Below are 15,834 nucleotides of genomic sequence, written 5' to 3'. Positions count from 1 at the left end.
AGAGATGAAAGGAGGAAGGCCTATGCGATGTGAGCACGATCATAAACAGTCGACAAGAGAAAAAATTCTTTTGGCAGCGTTGGATCTGATTGGTAGGGAAGGCGTGCAGCAAGTTACAACCCGGAAAATTGCTGCAGCGGCGGAAGTCAATGTGGCCGCTGTAAACTATTATTTTGGTTCAAAAGATAATGTAATTAACGAGGCTCTTGTGATTTTAACAAATCGTCTAACGAAATCTTTTTGCTGTTTAGAAGATGTTTCATTGGAACCGGAAGAACGATTACGACGCTTTCTCTATAGTTATGCTGAAGCTACCTTAGAGCATGCCGATATATTTCGTAACTTTATGCACCAAATGACAAATTATGGCGAAGTGACTTTTGAATATCGGGAATTTATGCGTCGCGTTGGTTGGGAGACTTTGAAGGTAGTACTGCGGGATATTACGGGGATTGAAGCGGACTCTGTTTTAAATATGAAAATTTTTCAACTCTTTAGCAGTTTGGAATTTCCGGTGCTATTAGGCGAGCAAATGCGCGAGCTATGTTCCTTTGACTATGAAAATCCAGGAGATCGCCGTCAGTATGTCGAATTATTACTCGTGTCGCTGATTCAGCCGCAGAAAATAGCTTTAAGCAGAAAAGAGGCATAAATGATATAGAGGAGGATGAATTTGAAAAGAAATCTGAGTGTCAAAAGCAAGGTATTGCAAAATGTTAAAAAATATTTACTTTTGTTTGTGGGGGCAATTATTGCTTCTATCGGTCTAGAAATTTTTTTAGTTCCCAATGATATTATTGATGGCGGAGTTGTGGGCATATCTATTATGGCCAGCCATTTGACCGGATACCCTTTGGGAGTCTTTCTCATTTTACTCAATCTGCCGTTTTTATATTTGGGTTATAAGCAGATTGGCGCATCTTTTACAATTGCTACGGCATTTTCAATTGCCTCACTTTCCTATTGGGTAAGTATTTTCTTACCGATTCCAGAATTAACGCATGATTTATTTTTAGCTGCTGTCTTCGGCGGGATTATACTAGGACTTGGCGTGGGACTCATTATTCGTTCCGGCGGATCGCTTGATGGAACAGAAATTGTAGCAATTTTACTTGATAAACGTACCAGCTTTTCTGTCGGGGAAGTGGTCATGTTTTTCAATCTGTTCATTTTAACAAGTGCTGGCCTTGTCTTTAGCTGGGATAAGGCAATGTATTCGTTGGTAGCTTACTTTATAGCTTTTAAAGTGATTGATGTAACGATTGAAGGTCTGAATGAATCAAAAGCGGTGTTAATTGTTTCGGAGCAACCTGATGAAATTGCGGATGCCCTGATGGCGCGACTCGGCAGGGGAGTAACAATTCTTCATGGTGAAGGCGGTTTTACGAAAGAAAAGAAAAATGTTTTATATTCTGTTGTTACTCGCCTAGAAATAGCTAAATTAAAATCGATTGTTGATGAAATTGATGATAGTGCTTTTGTAACGATTAACGATGTCCATGATGTAATGGGCGGACGATTTAAGAAAAAAGCAATCCATTAAAATAGACAGAAAACCTAGACAATTCCCTCTAAAATAGGGAGGTCTAGGTTTTATTTTGTAAACTTATCATAATAAAAAAGGTTTTATTTGTTTCTGATTGCATTTTGTAATAAAAGAGAAAATTCGAAATTGACGCAAGTGATTTTCTTTTTGTACGTTGTATTTTGTATCTATTATATCAGTAAAATCTGTGATAGAATGAACTCAATCGTATGTGGGTATGTTTGAATACAATCACTCATACGGCGATCAGAGTGGATAATTTTAGTAGTAAGTGTTTTCTTAGAAGCAGGAGTTTATGACTCCTTTAGACAAATAAACAAGTGGGACGCATTTACTCCGGTTTATCCACCAAAATTGCAAAGAAAGAAGGATGTATTCATGGCAAAAATGAAAACCATGGATGGAAACACAGCTGCAGCTTATATTTCTTATGCATTTACAGATGTGGCAGCGATCTATCCTATCACACCTTCGTCTCCAATGGCTGAACATGTAGACGAATGGGTAGCAAAAGACCAGAAAAACCTTTTCGGACAACCAGTGAAAGTCGTAGAAATGCAGTCAGAAGCTGGTGCCGCCGGAGCGGTTCACGGGTCATTGCAAGCAGGGGCGTTAACGACGACTTATACTGCTTCGCAAGGTTTATTGCTCATGATTCCGAACATGTACAAAATTGCTGGTGAATTACTGCCTTGCGTATTTCATGTAAGCGCCAGAGCCCTGGCAGCCAATTCTTTGAACATTTTTGGCGATCATCAGGATGTTATGGCTGCAAGACAGACCGGTTTTGCTTTGCTTGCTGAAAGCAGTGTACAACAGGTTATGGATCTTAGCGCAGTAGCTCATCTTTCCGCAATTAAAGGACGTGTTCCTTTCGTAAACTTCTTTGATGGATTTAGAACTTCTCATGAAATTCAAAAGATTGAAGTCCTTGATTATGCTGATCTTGACAAAATGCTTGATCGTGAAGCAGTAAATGCTTTCAGAAGAAGAGCTTTAAACCCTGATCATCCAGTTGTTCGTGGTACGGCGCAAAATCCGGACATTTATTTCCAGGAAAGAGAAGTTTCCAATAAATGCTACGAAGCAATTCCGGCTATTGTTGAAGATTATATGGCACAGATTAGTAAAGTAACAGGCCGTGAATATCATTTATTTAATTACTATGGAGCAGAAGATGCAGATCGTTTGATCATCGCTATGGGTTCTGCTTGCGAAACGATAGAAGAAACTGTTGATTACTTAATGGCGAAGGGCGAAAAAGTCGGTTTACTGACAGTTCACTTATATCGTCCGTTCTCTCTGGAACATTTCTTTAAATATATTCCTAAAACAGTGAAGAAAATTGCTGTTCTTGATCGTACGAAAGAACCAGGCTCCTTAGCTGAACCGCTTTATCTTGATGTTAAGAGCGCTTTCTATGGTAAAGATTGGCAGCCGATGATTGTTGGCGGCCGTTATGGTCTTGGCTCGAAAGAAGTTGTTCCTGCCAATATCGCTGCTGTTTATGACAATCTGAAAGCAGATCAGCCGAAAGATGGTTTCACAATCGGTATTAATGATGATGTAACCTTTAAATCGATCGCTCCTGCTGCTGATATTGATGCAACGCTTCCTGGTACGAAAGCATGTAAGTTCTGGGGTCTTGGCTCTGATGGTACGGTTGGCGCTAATAAGAGTGCAATCAAGATTATCGGTGACCATACTGACATGTATGCTCAGGGATATTTCGCGTATGATTCGAAAAAATCCGGTGGTATTACTGTATCACATTTGCGTTTTGGTAAAAAACCGATTAAATCGCCTTATCTCGTTGATAAAGCCGATTTCGTCGCTTGCCACAACCAGTCTTATGTTGATAAATATGATGTACTTGCTGGCCTTAAGAAAAACGGCACTTTCCTTCTGAACACTATTTGGGGTCAGGATGAAGTGGAAGAACATTTACCAAACTTCATGAAACGCTACATTGCTAATAACAACATTAGCTTCTATACGCTGAATGCTGTTAAGATTGCCCAGGAAATTGGTCTTGGCGGTCGCGTTAACATGATTATGCAATCGGCTTTCTTTAAACTGGCTGACATTATTCCAGTTGAAGATGCAGTAAAATATCTGAAAGACGCTGTTGTTTCTTCCTATGGCAAAAAAGGCCAGAAGGTTGTTGACATGAACAATGCCGCTATTGATCGCGGGATTGAATCCATTGTGAAAGTCAATGTACCTGAAAGCTGGAAAACCATTGCTGACAGAACAGAAGACATTCAGAAAATGGAATGTGCTTGCAGTAGCACAGCTACGAAAGAAGTACCTGAATTCATCACGAAACTTCTTGTTCCGATGAATCGTCAAGAAGGCGACGCACTTCCTGTCAGCGCTTTTGTTGGTATGGAAGACGGTACGTTCCCTGTAGGTACTTCCGCTTATGAAAAACGTGGTATTGCTATTAATGTTCCTGAATGGCAGCTCGATAAATGTATCCAATGTAACCAATGCGCTTACGTTTGCCCTCATGCTGTAATTCGTCCGGTACTGGCAACTGCAGCTGAAGTAGATATGGCTCCAGAAGGTTTCGCTACGAAACCGGCTGTTGGCGCTAAAGATCTTCAGTTTAGAATTGCTGTTTCTCCGCTTGACTGTACTGGTTGCGGCAACTGTGCACAGGTTTGCCCAGCTAAAGAAAAAGCGCTTGTTATGCAGCCGCTTAGCACGCAGCTTGGTCAAGAACCGCTGTGGGATTATGCTCAGTCCTTAGCTCCGAAAGATAACCCTATGAATAAACAAACTGTAAAAGGCAGCCAGTTCGAACAGCCTCTGCTCGAATTCTCCGGCGCTTGCGCAGGTTGCGGCGAAACGCCTTATGCAAAACTTGTTACGCAGCTTTATGGCGATCGTATGATGATCTCCAATGCTACAGGCTGTTCCTCCATCTGGGGCGCTAGTGCACCAGCAATGCCTTATACAACGAACCACAGAGGCCATGGTCCTTCTTGGGCTAACTCCCTCTTTGAAGACAATGCTGAATATGGCTTTGGCATGTATTTAGGTACAAAACAAGTTCGTGAAAAAGTTTCCACCGATATGCAGGCTGCTATTGCTGCTGGCATCAGTGCTGAACTTAGCGCTGCTTTCACGGACTGGATTGAAAACTTTGCTAACAGCAATGGAACTCGCGAACGGGCTGATAAATTGATCGCTCTTCTCGAAGCTGAAAAAGGTTCGAATGCTCTCTTAAATGAAATTTATGAAAACAAAGACTTCTTCGTGAAAAGATCTCACTGGATCTTCGGTGGTGACGGTTGGGCTTATGATATCGGTTTCGGCGGCCTTGACCATGTACTTGCTTCTGGTGAAGATGTTAATGTTCTCGTATTTGATACCGAAGTATACTCTAATACAGGCGGTCAGTCTTCCAAATCGACTCCGACTGCAGCTATTGCACAATTTGCTGCCAGCGGTAAGAGAACGAAGAAAAAAGATCTTGGCATGATGGCTATGAGCTATGGTTATGTTTATGTTGCTCAGATTTCTATGGGCGCAGACAAAAACCAAACCTTAAAAGCAATTGCTGAAGCAGAAGCTTATCCAGGACCTTCCTTGATTATTGCTTATGCTCCTTGTATCAACCATGGTATTAAAGGCGGCATGGGTGTTAGCCAGCTTGAAGCTAAAAAGGCAGTTGAATCAGGTTACTGGGCGATGTACAGATTTAATCCTGAACTGAAAGAACAGGGTAAAAATCCATTTGCTCTCGATTCCAAAGAACCTGTAAGCGACTTTAAAGAATTCCTCATGGGCGAAGTTCGTTATGCTTCTCTTAAAAAGGCATTCCCAGAAATTGCTGATAAACTGTTCGATAAAACCGAAAAAGACGCCAAGGATAGATTGGCGGGTTATAAAAAATTGGCTTCTGAATAAGTCAAAGCAAAAAGAGAACCGCCGCGGTTATCGCGGCGGTTTCTTTGTTTGTAGGCAGATTTAGCAGGAGCCCTTTTATTTGTTGCCGAACCAATACATAATTATGTTATGTAGGGAGTCGATTATCTGATGCTGGACAAATATGAAGAGACCGTGCTAGTGGAGATTGCCCGTCATATTGTAGAACCGGGATCGTTAGTTAAAGTGGCTGGTTTAGTTGCTCGCCCGTTAGAAAGTGTCCTGTCGACAGTCCGATCAGGTAATAATCCTTTGATACAACGTGTAGAAAAAACGGTAAGCCAGGCGGCACAGCGTGGGATCGAAAAAGTGATTACTACGGCAGGTTCCTTCACTAAAGAAATGAATATTTTGCAGCAGTATCAAAAAAATCGTATCTATCTGGCGTCGCTTGGTGATATTAAAAATTTACGACTTGAGTATATTGATAAAGTAGCCGCTGCTTATACGTGGGATAATCGAGCCCTGATCGGTGCGGAAGGAGTCGTTATGGGGGCTGCTACTGCGTTAGCCGAAGGTAGTATAATTGGTACAGCAGCTGTTCCTGCTTTAATTACAGCTGATGTTTCTTTATCGTTTGCCTTTTTGGCAAGAGCCGTTTGTCAGACGTCCGCAATCTATGGCTATGCTCCGCGTGATCCGTTACATTTACCGCATTTACTTGCGGCGTTAGTACCGCATCAGAGCTTGACAGAAGAGAGTTATTTTGCTGGTAAGGGGTTAGCGGTTCAGGCCATTTTACAGTCAAAGCAGTTTTTGTTGCAAAATGCTGGTCGCGCGATGGAAGAAAAACTGTTAAAACAGCAAGCGCCACAACTATTAAGATTGATCACTTTTGTTCTTTCGCGAGTTGGATTATTGATTACGGAGAAAGAACTTGCTCTGCTGCTGCCGGTGGCAGGGGCTGCTTTAAATAGTGGCGCCAATCTTTTGTTTCAGGAGATTACGAAAAAAGCTGCGAAAGATTATTTTCGCCTTCTTTTCTTAGAAGATCGCTATGGTTCAGAACTGATTCAAAATCGCTTAGCCCTAGAAATCGAACGGTTACGGCGACAATGACTTTTCATTATAGCGTAAAAGGAGTATACTATTTTAGAAAACTTGATATTTATTATAAAACAGAAAGAAGTCGTGGAGTGACACTATGAAAGAACGGTTTATTTCTTTGTTGCAACAGGTAGAACGCAATGGCATTGAAGAATTTATTGCCTACCTTGAACAGGATACAGATTTTTTTTCCGCACCAGCCAGTGCGTATCATCATGGGAATTATATGGGAGGCCTTGTTGACCATTCCGTAGCTGTATATGATAATCTTGTAAAAATTATTGAAACTTTTGACTTGAGTCAGCGTTATGATAAAGAGACTTTAATTTTATCCGCTTTATTGCATGATTTATGTAAAGCAAATTTCTATCGTAAAGTGCTCAGAAATCGTAAGAATGAAAAAACAGGTCAGTGGGAAAAGGTTGAGATTTATGAAATTAATGATCAGTTTCCTATTGGCCATGGTGAAAAATCAGTGATTCTGTTAAGCCGCTATATTGCGTTGACCGAAGACGAAATGCTCGCAATTCGCTGGCATATGGGTGGTTTTGATGATGCGGCTAGAGCGTATACAGGTGGGCAGAGCTTGTCAAAAGCGATGAAATCGACGCCGCTTGTGGCTGCGTTGCATATGGCTGATATGGCAACTTGCTATTTTGAAGGAGTTTAAGTCTAACAATAAAATTTATCTGGATTTGCTGCGGCGAGATACTTTATAATAACATCAGGAGGTGGGGCTATGCGCCGTCTGATTCAAAAAGCGGAAGAAACAGGAAGCTTAACGAAAGATGAATTAATTACTCTGCTAACTTCATCGGAAGAGGATGATGTTTTATTTCAAGCAGCTGATCGGGTACGTAAACTCTATATGACAGATGCAGTGCATTTGCGAGGCCTTATTGAATTCTCTAATATTTGTAAGCAAAACTGCCTCTATTGCGGTCTGCGACGGGATAATCATGTAGTAGAACGATATCGTTTGGAAGAAGAAACGATTCTTGATTTTGCGAAAAAAGCAAAAGCTTATGGTTATAAGACTGTTGTTTTGCAGTCCGGTGAGGATAGTTACTATACAATAGAGAAAATGACCTCGATTCTTCGCCAAATTAAAGCGCTCGATTTGGCAATTACCGTAAGTATCGGTGAAAAAAGCCGCGAAGAATATGAAGCCTATCGGAAAGCCGGTGCTGACCGTTATTTATTACGCATTGAAACGACCGATAAAGAGCTTTATGAACGCCTTGACCCAGGGATGAGCTGGGATAACCGAGTTCGTTGCCTCATGGATTTAAAAGATCTAGGCTATGAGGTGGGGAGCGGCTCGCTTGTGGGCCTTCCTGGCCAAACAATAGAATCTTTAGCTGATGATATTTTATTTTTTAAAAATCTCGATGTGGATATGCTAGGTATTGGGCCGTTTATTCCCAATGGCGATACGCCACTCAAAGATGCTCCCGGTAATCATTTTATGATGGCTGTAAAGGTGATGGCACTAGCGCGACTGTTATTACGGAATATTAATATTCCGGCCACTACAGCTATGGAAACGCTGCATCCGCAGGGTCGTATTTTTGCGCTAAAAAGCGGTGCTAATGTAGTTATGCCTAATGTAACAGAAGGCGATTATCGGCGGATGTACGCCTTGTATCCAGGAAAGATCTGTATTAATGATACACCGGCTCATTGTCGTGGCTGTATTACTGGCAAGATTCAAGCGATTGGCCGCCATGTGTCCGAAGAGTATGGCTTTCGCCCCAACGGCGTGGCAAAATAAGTTGAGCAGGAGTGTGGCAACTTGGGCTCAAGTAATTCACACTCCTGCTTTTAAGCTTTGTTTTCCTTGTTTCATAGAGGTTTTTTGCCAGTTTTCTAATTGAAAATGAACTTTTTCATTGAATTATAAAAATATCCTTGACAGATGAAACTTATATTGCTATAATATCAAAGTAGTCGCAAGACAGTAGACATAATAAATGACTCCGTAGCTCAGCTGGATAGAGCGTTTGACTACGAATCAAAAGGTCGCAGGTTCGAATCCTGCCGGGGTCACCATTTTATTAAATCTACCAAAACTTCATTATGACTCCGTAGCTCAGCTGGATAGAGCGTTTGACTACGAATCAAAAGGTCGCAGGTTCGAATCCTGCCGGGGTCACCATTTAAAACCACTCATATATGGGTGGTTTTGTTTTGTGTTTTTTGTAATTTTTATGTATGATTCTTCTTTCATAAAAATTATTTTGAAAGATAAAATAGGGACTTGGTATAATAAGATAAAGTAGAATTTTGACGCATTTGAGAAATGAGGCGAAGTGATGACATCTATTTTTTCGAAGGAGAGCACAGTGCTTATTGTAGTGATGGTGGCTTCTTTTTTAACTACCTTTATCGGCAGTTCGATCAATCTTGCTTTGCCTTCAATTGGAACGCAATTTCAGGGAGGCGCTTTGCTCTTAAGCTGGATTGTTACGGCTTATTTATTAGCCACAGCGGCCTTTTTGCTGCCCTTTGGGCGTTTAGCTGATATGCTTGGTCGCCGGAAGGTGTTTTTAACTGGTTTGGCGCTTTTTTCCTGTTCGTCTTTTTTATCAGGTATGGCCTGGTCGGTAGAGGTGCTTTTTTTCTTTCGAATTATCCAAGGAATGGCAAGTGCTATGATTTTCAGTACAGGAATGGCCATTTTAGTGTCTTCTTATCCAGCAGAAAAGCGCGGTAAGGTGATCGGGTTTAACTCTGCGGCTGTTTATATTGGGTTATCGCTAGGGCCAGTGCTGGGCGGATTTTTAAATTATTATTTTGGCTGGCGAAGTATTTTTTATTTTACTACGGTTTTAAGTGTTGTTGCCTTTGGTCTTACTTTGCTGCAATTCAAAGAGGCTAAAAGTAAAACCCAGGAAGAAACTTTTGATTTTGCTGGCAGTATTGGCTATATGATTGCCATTGTAGCTACGCTCTATGGTTTTTCCGACTTAGCCCGCGCTGCGAGCGCTAAATATATTTTGGGGCTGGGCATTTTCATCATGATATTATTTTTATATTATGAGACGAAACAAAAACAACCACTTTTTCCTGTGTCACTCTTTTTCGAGAATATGCAGTTTGCTTTTTCTAATTTAGCAGCTATGGTTAATTATAGTGCTACTTTTGCTATCGGTTTTTTACTGTCATTGCATTTGCAAGTTGTTGTACAGTTGGATTCGCAGGCTGCTGGTTTAGTTTTATTGGCGCAACCGTTAGTGATGGCCTTATTTTCACCCTTTGCTGGAGCGCTTTCTGATCGACGTAGCCCTACTGTTGTCGCCTCCATTGGTATGGCCATTAGTGCTATCGGTTTATTTTGTTTTAGCTTTATTACGATAGAAAGTTCTCTCTTATGGATTATTGCTGTTCTTGCTTTGGTGGGGTTTGGTTTTGCCTTGTTTGGGCCTCCCAATAATAATGCTATTATGGGCTCTGTGACGAAAGAGTTCTATGGCGCCGCCTCCTCGGCGTTAGCGGCGATGCGATTGATTGGACAAGCTGTTAGTATGGCCATTGTTACCTTACTGTTATCAGATCATTCTCAGTCACTTCGCGCCGACTTAGCCTATAAACAACAATTGATTGACGATTTTCATAAAGCCTTCCTAATTTTTGCTGTTTTGTGCACACTAGGCATTGTGGCATCGGTGGCTAGGGGTAGGAAAAGAACCAAAGGATAAAGTTAAAAAGAAAACGAAAAAAGTACTTGCAACTTTAAATAGGATTTGTTATAATAACTTCTGCCGCTAGTAATCGACAAACGATGAAAAATGGTTGTTGAAAAAAGTTTTAAAAAGTATTGACACAACAAGATAAAGATAGTATAATAAATTCTGTTGTGACATGAAACTTGGTGGCTGTGGTGAAGTGGTTAACACGCCGGATTGTGGCTCCGGTACTCGAGGGTTCGAGACCCTCCAGTCACCCCATTTAATTCAATACTTTTTGTTGGGGCGTAGCCAAGTCGGTAAGGCACGGGACTTTGACTCCCGCACGCGTTGGTTCGAGTCCAGCCGCCCCAGCCATTATCATGATCCACTAGCTCAGTCGGTAGAGCACCTGACTTTTAATCAGGGTGTCCCGCGTTCGAGTCGCGGGTGGATCACCACTTGCGGAAGTGGCGGAATTGGCAGACGCACCAGACTTAGGATCTGGCGCTTTACGGCGTGGGGGTTCAAGTCCCTTCTTCCGCACCATCTTTAAATCAGGCTTTCGAGGCTCTTTGCTTCGAAAGTCTTTTTTCATTTTACAGCAACCGTACAGCAACGCGGTTGAAAAACCTTGTTGCGCTATACAGCTTTTTGTTTAAAATGACTTGTCTGAAGTTTTTAGAGTGAAGTACTCTAATTTGCATATCGCAGTGAATCGAAGCTAAATGGTCGTACCGGAAGCGCATATAAAAATCTTATTGAAAGCATCGTGCTCGATATTTTACTGAGCGCTTTTCGGAAGCGTATTTTTCAGCCAGTCGGCGATTCCTTTCTGCCGGGCCGGGACATGGTGCGTATAGGTGTCCATGGTCATAGAGATATTGGAATGGCCGAGACGGTCTTGCACATCTTTAGGATGCCAGCCTGCTTCGAAAAGTCTTGTCGCATGGTCATGGCGAAGGTCGTGGAAAGTATAGGGGACGTTTGCCGCTTTGGCCGTGTCGCTGAACATGTGGGAGAATCGGCGGGGATCAATCGGGCCGCCGTCTTTGGTGCAGAATACGAGATTTTCTTTGTTCCAGTCGGAATCAGCCACTTTTTTCTCGGCATTGAGGGCCTTAGCTTTTTTCAAGGCTGCAATTACCTGGGGCGGAATCGGAATCTGCCTGTAGCCGCTTTTGGATTTCGGCGGCGCAAACTGCGGGCCCTCTTTGGTCACGATGACCACATTGGCTATGCTGAGGGCTTTTGTTTTCCAGTTGATATCAGTCCAGCGAAGGCCGAGAATTTCCTCGCGCCGCATGCCTGTGGCCCAGACTAGAAGAACCGCAAGGTAGAGACCGGACTTTTTCGCTTCAGTAAAGAGCCGTTCCCACTCGTCCGCCGTAAGTTGGCGGACTTCTTTTTTTTCGATTTTCGGCGGCGTTACCGCCAGGGTCGGGTCTTTGGCCAAAAGGTCTTCTTTGAGTGCCTGCTTTACAGCCATGCGAAGCACGGCAAAGGCGTACTGGGCCGCCCGCGGCGATCTTTCGGCAATTTGATTGACCATCTTCTGGATCTGGCTTGCCTGGAGTTTTTGCAGACGGACTTTGCCGAGAGTCGGCTCAATGTGCTGGAGGAACGACGATTCGTAAGTGTTGTAGGTATTGGCGCGCACTTTGCGGCGCGCATGCGTTTCAAGCCAGGTTTTCGTCCATTCGCCGACTGTTAGTTTGTCAGCATCAAAATAGGCTATGCCGCCCTTCAGCTGTTCGAGAAGGGCATCTTTTTTTTCACGAACTTCCTGTTGAGTTTTGCCGTAGACGTACTTTCGCATGAGCTTGCCTGTTTCTGCATTCCGTCCGATCGTTACCGAGGCAGCCCAGAGGCCGTTTTTCTGCCTGTACACGCTTCCTTCGCCATTTGCTCTTTTTCCCATAGTATCACCACCCGCTTAATTTTAGAAGGATGCGAATTCTTCGGGAAACTAGTGTCTTGCTAAGGAAAAGTTTTCTTTGCATCATCGGATTGCGCATTGGCCAACATGGCCGACAGCACTTTATCCATGACGGCTCTGTCGCTTGATGACAGGGCTGTCATTTTTTCCGCCAGTTCGCGCAGCTTATCAGGCATTCCCTGAAAATCGGCAGGCATGTCGACAAGAAAATCAGCGCTTACGCGAAGCGTTAGAGCGATTTTTCGGATCATGTCCGGCGATGGCTGGTTGCGTCCGCCTTCCCAGGCGGCGACAGTCGACTGCTTAACTTCGACTGCATCGGCCAGCTGGGCTTGGGACAGTTTGGCGTTGATGCGGGCCTCTTTGATTTTCGTACCGATTGCCATAATGAAAACACCACCTAATTGTATTTTATACTTCTATGAAATCATTTGTAAAGATATATTGTATTACGTTACGTAATGATCTATAATAAAATTACGATAAGTAATATAATAATACTTATCGTAATGAGAAGGCGGTACGGGATGATTACAAGACGAATGGAGGGGATTTGCAAGAATTGGATTCTGCTTTATCTGGAGACAAAGGAGGCTTACTGGCAAAAGTGTTTCGACGATTATGCCGACAAGAACGAGAGTGTTGAAAATAGGGCTGCCTATTGTCAGGGGCATATTCACGCCTGTCAGGATTTGCAGAGGCAGATCACGCGTTGGGAGGCTGTGGCGCGTTCTGGTGAAACGGCAGCAGGGGAGAGCGAGGAAGATGAATGCAGCAATATTAAGCAGCAGTCGTAAAATATCCGTCAGTGTCAAGGAGTTTGCCGCCTTGACTGGAATTGGCGTCAACCGGGTGAGGGAGATGTGCTATATTGCCGGGTTTCCCGCCTATAAGATCGGAAACAAGCTTTTGATTCATGTTGAAGCGGCGAACGAATGGCTGCGGCTGAAGGCGGAAGCCAAGGAAAATATCGACGTGGCGGCGCTGCGTCGGGTCAAGCTGTGATAAGCTATGAACTATTTATCAGAAATCAATGCGTTTTATGCGAGGCAGGCGGCTGTGCCGCTGTCGGCTAACGCGCAGGCTCTGTGGCATTTGCTGATGAATATGTCCAACCGGGCCGGATGGCCGAAAACAATTTGCATAGCTGAGTCGGTGCTTCGGGGCATGCTCGGCATTAGTCATGGCTCATTTGTAAAAGCAAGGGCGGAGCTCGTAGCGGCTTGTCTGATTCTGCATATCCCGCGACAGGGAAAGCAGGCGCCTTTTTATTTGTTGAAGACGATTGCTTTTAAAAATGTGCCCATGTCTGTGATTAAATTGTCCACATAGTTCTTTTTGCCGTCATGGTTGCAGTCAATAGTTGACGGCAACTGTGACAGATTAAAAGATAAACGAGACGAGACTAAATAACTTATATAATAGTAGAGGCTGTGCATATGTGGATAACCCTATCTGATGGAGGTGTTTTCCATGAATCGGATTCTCTTGATTGGAAGATTGGCGCAAATACCGGATGTGCGCTATACCAGGGAAGGAAAGGCGTTATGCTGCTTCAGTCTGGCTGTTAAAAATCGCAGCAAGGATCGGCCGCCTGATTATATTGACTGCATCGCCTGGGAAAAGCTCGGCGAAATCTGCGGCAATTATCTCGACAAGGGACGGCAGGTAGCTGTGGAAGGAAGTATTCAGATGCGCCGCTACGAAACGGCTGCAGGCGGTCGGCGCATGGCGCTGGAAGTTGTCTGCCGGGAAGTGCTGTTTCTTGATTCTCCCTGGAACAGGGAAGCGGCTGGCGAATGGACTGCGGAACATGCTTGATCAAGCAACGAAAATGTTTGGCAAAGGCTTCTTACATATATGGCGTCGAGACTGGGCTGTCTGCTTCATGGCAATAAAGACGCGGTGTAGATCGCCTTGGCTGAGGCCGCCTTGAATCAAGTGCTTTCCTGGGGGCCGAGCGGTACGACTTGTTCGGTGAAGCGGCTTGAACGAAGGCCTTGGTGAAGGCTTCGGTTGCGGAGAAGGCGCCAGGCAATGAAAAAGGCGCCAGGTAAGCGAGCATTCCGCTGCAATAGCCGCCAACCATAATGTTTTGCCGCTGAGATCCGGCGGGTCCCCCCGGATTGATTGGCCGCTCCTTAGCGGGGGGAGTCGTCCGCTGCGGCGGCCGGAGCCCTTCTTCCTCTCGCACTAAAACGAGCGGCCCACCGCTCATGGGCGAAGCCGCTTAGGGTAAGGGAGAGCGCGAGAGGGAGAGGGGCGTAGAGTGAACAGCTTGTCTGTCCACGTGCCGAGACGGCCCGCCGGGATTAGCGGCGGAGAAAGAAGGCTGGCGGCGTGCAGGCGGGGGCGAGCGGTCGAAGTTCGCTTGGTTTTCGGCGCGTCTGGCGCTGTTTGCCTGTCGCGCTTTTGACAAGACTTGGTTTTTCTGGCAAAAGGCAGGCCGCGGCTGCTTTTGGTGGAATTGTTTACGGCAGCGGCGGCCGTAGTCTGATAGTAAAGTGATTTTGCGAAGAGCTTTGCAGTCAGCTAGATACTTAGATTTTGCAAAAGGACGTTTTCTGGTTGGAAAATAGCGAGACTCTGAACAAATGGAGAATTGGTCAGTACTTTCTGATCGAAAAATAGCAGAGCTAAAGAAGTAGAGCATGGATAAGTACTTTCTGATCGAACAGAAGAGACTTGAAAAAATAAAGGGAGTGGGAGTTCATGAAGATTTGTCTGGATCCGGGCCATAGCGGCCCGATTGAGCCTGGCGCCTGCAGCGGCGGACTGACGGAATCGGAGCTTGTTCTGGCGATTGCCAATGAAGCAAACTGCGCTTTGACAGCGGCGGGACATGACGTAATTATGACGCGCTATGGCGATATTGAATCAGATGAGCTGATGCCGCGCTGCCAGGCGGCCAATGAGTTCGGCGCTGACTTGTTTGTTTCGGTGCATTGCAATGCGGCCGAGTCGACGGAGGCGGTCGGCGTGGAAACATATCATTTTCCTCAGTCGGCAGACGGCGAGGCTTTGGCGGAAGCGATCCAAAGCGAACTTGTATCGCTTGACTATAGTAAGGACAGGGGCGTAAAGGAAGCTCGCTTTACGGTGCTTCAGTTTACGGATATGCCTGCGGCGCTTGTGGAATGCGCTTTTATTTCATCGGCAGCAGATAGGACCGTTCTGGCTGATCCGGCTTGGCAGAAAAAAATCGGTCAGGCCATAGCGCGAGGTATTGCGGCAGCTGGTACAGCCGCTGGCTTGACTTAAGAACGTATGTTCGCTATAATGTAATTAAAAGCCAGTAGATCAAACTGCTTTCAAGTCGTAATTGAATACACCGCCTTCGGGAAAAGGGCTGGTAGATGATGCTTCGGCGCGTAGTGCGCCTTGGCATAGATGCTCTTTTCCCGCCGAAAGGTCGCGCCTATCCGGCGCGGCCTTTTTGGCTTTCTCTGATGAAAGGAGGTGAGTGGCATGGCTGTAACAAAAACACCGAAAAGCGCTGTTCTGACGCTGCGTTTTAGCGCCGGAACGAATGCGGCGGGCAAGCCTGTAATTAAAAGCGTTCATTTTCAAAATGTACGGTCTGAGGTTACGGATGACGACCTCTATGCTGTGGCTAATTCGTTGGCAGGATTGCAGAGCCTGACGGTTCTTGGCATTGACCGCGCTGATACATCTACGTTGATCAGCGGCTAAGCGGC

At 44.7% G+C, this 15,834-nt stretch carries 16 protein-coding genes and 6 tRNA genes; 20 read left to right on the top strand and 2 right to left on the bottom strand.

All coding sequences use genetic code 11. The features are described 5' to 3' along the window. Nucleotides 1-22 precede the first annotated feature (22 nt). The 13 genes from AC0NJP_RS16810 (at nucleotide 23) to AC0NJP_RS16750 (ending at nucleotide 10,746) form a co-directional block, all read left to right on the top strand. Nucleotides 23-652: a TetR/AcrR family transcriptional regulator gene (locus AC0NJP_RS16810; protein ID WP_474039763.1), complete on the top strand. Its 630-nt coding sequence runs from the start codon at nucleotides 23-25 to the stop codon at nucleotides 650-652. Between the two features lie 33 nt (nucleotides 653-685). Continuing rightward, the gene (locus AC0NJP_RS16805; RefSeq protein ID WP_474040062.1) at nucleotides 686-1,543 is read left to right on the top strand and encodes a YitT family protein; all 858 of its coding nucleotides are present in this window, start codon (nucleotides 686-688) and stop codon (nucleotides 1,541-1,543) included. Between the two features lie 381 nt (nucleotides 1,544-1,924). Beyond that, complete coding sequence (gene nifJ, locus AC0NJP_RS16800) at nucleotides 1,925-5,464, top strand: pyruvate:ferredoxin (flavodoxin) oxidoreductase (RefSeq protein WP_474039762.1); 3,540 nt, start codon at nucleotides 1,925-1,927, stop codon at nucleotides 5,462-5,464. 129 nt (nucleotides 5,465-5,593) lie between these two features. Next, on the top strand, nucleotides 5,594-6,541 hold the full coding sequence (locus AC0NJP_RS16795; RefSeq protein WP_474039761.1) for an EcsC family protein: 948 nt from the start codon (nucleotides 5,594-5,596) through the stop codon (nucleotides 6,539-6,541). Between the two features lie 85 nt (nucleotides 6,542-6,626). Further along, on the top strand, nucleotides 6,627-7,199 hold the full coding sequence (locus AC0NJP_RS16790; protein WP_474039760.1) for an HD domain-containing protein: 573 nt from the start codon (nucleotides 6,627-6,629) through the stop codon (nucleotides 7,197-7,199). Nucleotides 7,200-7,268: 69 nt separating this feature from the next. After that, nucleotides 7,269-8,303 (top strand): [FeFe] hydrogenase H-cluster radical SAM maturase HydE, encoded by a 1,035-nt coding sequence (gene hydE / locus AC0NJP_RS16785; RefSeq protein ID WP_474039759.1) that lies wholly within the window; start codon nucleotides 7,269-7,271, stop codon nucleotides 8,301-8,303. A gap of 201 nt (nucleotides 8,304-8,504) precedes the next feature. Next, nucleotides 8,505-8,581, top strand: a tRNA-Arg gene (locus AC0NJP_RS16780). Nucleotides 8,582-8,610: 29 nt separating this feature from the next. After that, a tRNA-Arg gene (locus AC0NJP_RS16775) sits at nucleotides 8,611-8,687 on the top strand. 187 nt (nucleotides 8,688-8,874) lie between these two features. Next, entirely contained in the window at nucleotides 8,875-10,230 is a 1,356-nt protein-coding gene (locus AC0NJP_RS16770; RefSeq protein WP_474039758.1) for an MFS transporter, read from the top strand. A gap of 173 nt (nucleotides 10,231-10,403) precedes the next feature. Beyond that, nucleotides 10,404-10,479: transfer RNA gene (locus tag AC0NJP_RS16765), tRNA-His, on the top strand. 20 nt (nucleotides 10,480-10,499) lie between these two features. Continuing rightward, nucleotides 10,500-10,575, top strand: a tRNA-Gln gene (locus AC0NJP_RS16760). A gap of 7 nt (nucleotides 10,576-10,582) precedes the next feature. Then, nucleotides 10,583-10,658: transfer RNA gene (locus AC0NJP_RS16755), tRNA-Lys, on the top strand. A 3-nt stretch (nucleotides 10,659-10,661) separates the two neighbouring features. Next, a tRNA-Leu gene (locus tag AC0NJP_RS16750) sits at nucleotides 10,662-10,746 on the top strand. A gap of 235 nt (nucleotides 10,747-10,981) precedes the next feature. On the opposite strand, the gene AC0NJP_RS16745 is transcribed toward AC0NJP_RS16750, so the two are convergent. Next, entirely contained in the window at nucleotides 10,982-12,118 is a 1,137-nt protein-coding gene (locus AC0NJP_RS16745) for a tyrosine-type recombinase/integrase (protein ID WP_474700524.1), read from the bottom strand. Between the two features lie 59 nt (nucleotides 12,119-12,177). After that, on the bottom strand, nucleotides 12,178-12,522 hold the full coding sequence (locus AC0NJP_RS16740) for a helix-turn-helix transcriptional regulator (RefSeq protein WP_474700523.1): 345 nt from the start codon (nucleotides 12,520-12,522) through the stop codon (nucleotides 12,178-12,180). A gap of 141 nt (nucleotides 12,523-12,663) precedes the next feature. On the opposite strand from AC0NJP_RS16740, the gene AC0NJP_RS16735 reads away from it, so the two are divergent. The 7 genes from AC0NJP_RS16735 (at nucleotide 12,664) to AC0NJP_RS16705 (ending at nucleotide 15,829) form a co-directional block, all read left to right on the top strand. Further along, the gene (locus AC0NJP_RS16735; RefSeq protein ID WP_474700522.1) at nucleotides 12,664-12,933 is read left to right on the top strand and encodes a hypothetical protein; all 270 of its coding nucleotides are present in this window, start codon (nucleotides 12,664-12,666) and stop codon (nucleotides 12,931-12,933) included. After that, a complete protein-coding gene (locus AC0NJP_RS16730; protein ID WP_474700521.1) occupies nucleotides 12,902-13,141 on the top strand; it encodes a helix-turn-helix domain-containing protein in 240 nt (79 codons plus the stop codon). The genes AC0NJP_RS16735 and AC0NJP_RS16730 overlap by 32 nt, the downstream gene beginning before the upstream one ends. A gap of 6 nt (nucleotides 13,142-13,147) precedes the next feature. Next, the gene (locus tag AC0NJP_RS16725; RefSeq protein ID WP_474700520.1) at nucleotides 13,148-13,468 is read left to right on the top strand and encodes a hypothetical protein; all 321 of its coding nucleotides are present in this window, start codon (nucleotides 13,148-13,150) and stop codon (nucleotides 13,466-13,468) included. A gap of 141 nt (nucleotides 13,469-13,609) precedes the next feature. Further along, nucleotides 13,610-13,957 (top strand): single-stranded DNA-binding protein, encoded by a 348-nt coding sequence (locus AC0NJP_RS16720; protein WP_474700519.1) that lies wholly within the window; start codon nucleotides 13,610-13,612, stop codon nucleotides 13,955-13,957. A 519-nt stretch (nucleotides 13,958-14,476) separates the two neighbouring features. Beyond that, nucleotides 14,477-14,644 carry a hypothetical protein gene (locus AC0NJP_RS16715; protein ID WP_474700518.1) on the top strand — a complete coding sequence of 56 codons (168 nt, stop codon included), beginning with the start codon at nucleotides 14,477-14,479 and terminating at the stop codon, nucleotides 14,642-14,644. Nucleotides 14,645-14,848: 204 nt separating this feature from the next. Next, the gene (locus tag AC0NJP_RS16710) at nucleotides 14,849-15,397 is read left to right on the top strand and encodes an N-acetylmuramoyl-L-alanine amidase (RefSeq protein ID WP_474700517.1); all 549 of its coding nucleotides are present in this window, start codon (nucleotides 14,849-14,851) and stop codon (nucleotides 15,395-15,397) included. Nucleotides 15,398-15,604: 207 nt separating this feature from the next. Further along, nucleotides 15,605-15,829, top strand: a complete 225-nt coding sequence (locus AC0NJP_RS16705; protein ID WP_474700516.1) for a DUF1659 domain-containing protein — start codon at nucleotides 15,605-15,607, stop codon at nucleotides 15,827-15,829. Nucleotides 15,830-15,834 lie beyond the last annotated feature (5 nt).

The organism is Pelorhabdus sp. sgz311002 (genome assembly GCF_056134285.1).
This window is presented reverse-complemented; position numbering and strand designations above follow the sequence as displayed.

Excerpts from the sequence above, each read along its gene's own strand:
- AC0NJP_RS16745 (WP_474700524.1), bottom strand. The coding sequence starts at position 12,118 with ATGGGAAAAAGAGCAAATGGCGAAGGAAGCGTGTACAGGCAGAAAAAC.
- AC0NJP_RS16720 (WP_474700519.1), top strand. The coding sequence starts at position 13,610 with ATGAATCGGATTCTCTTGATTGGAAGATTGGCGCAAATACCGGATGTG.
- nifJ (WP_474039762.1), top strand. The coding sequence starts at position 1,925 with ATGGCAAAAATGAAAACCATGGATGGAAACACAGCTGCAGCTTATATT.
- AC0NJP_RS16810 (WP_474039763.1), top strand. The coding sequence starts at position 23 with ATGCGATGTGAGCACGATCATAAACAGTCGACAAGAGAAAAAATTCTT.
- AC0NJP_RS16735 (WP_474700522.1), top strand. The coding sequence starts at position 12,664 with ATGATTACAAGACGAATGGAGGGGATTTGCAAGAATTGGATTCTGCTT.
- AC0NJP_RS16795 (WP_474039761.1), top strand. The coding sequence starts at position 5,594 with ATGCTGGACAAATATGAAGAGACCGTGCTAGTGGAGATTGCCCGTCAT.
- AC0NJP_RS16740 (WP_474700523.1), bottom strand. The coding sequence starts at position 12,522 with ATGGCAATCGGTACGAAAATCAAAGAGGCCCGCATCAACGCCAAACTG.
- AC0NJP_RS16725 (WP_474700520.1), top strand. The coding sequence starts at position 13,148 with ATGAACTATTTATCAGAAATCAATGCGTTTTATGCGAGGCAGGCGGCT.
- AC0NJP_RS16710 (WP_474700517.1), top strand. The coding sequence starts at position 14,849 with ATGAAGATTTGTCTGGATCCGGGCCATAGCGGCCCGATTGAGCCTGGC.
- AC0NJP_RS16730 (WP_474700521.1), top strand. The coding sequence starts at position 12,902 with ATGAATGCAGCAATATTAAGCAGCAGTCGTAAAATATCCGTCAGTGTC.
- hydE (WP_474039759.1), top strand. The coding sequence starts at position 7,269 with ATGCGCCGTCTGATTCAAAAAGCGGAAGAAACAGGAAGCTTAACGAAA.
- AC0NJP_RS16790 (WP_474039760.1), top strand. The coding sequence starts at position 6,627 with ATGAAAGAACGGTTTATTTCTTTGTTGCAACAGGTAGAACGCAATGGC.
- AC0NJP_RS16705 (WP_474700516.1), top strand. The coding sequence starts at position 15,605 with ATGGCTGTAACAAAAACACCGAAAAGCGCTGTTCTGACGCTGCGTTTT.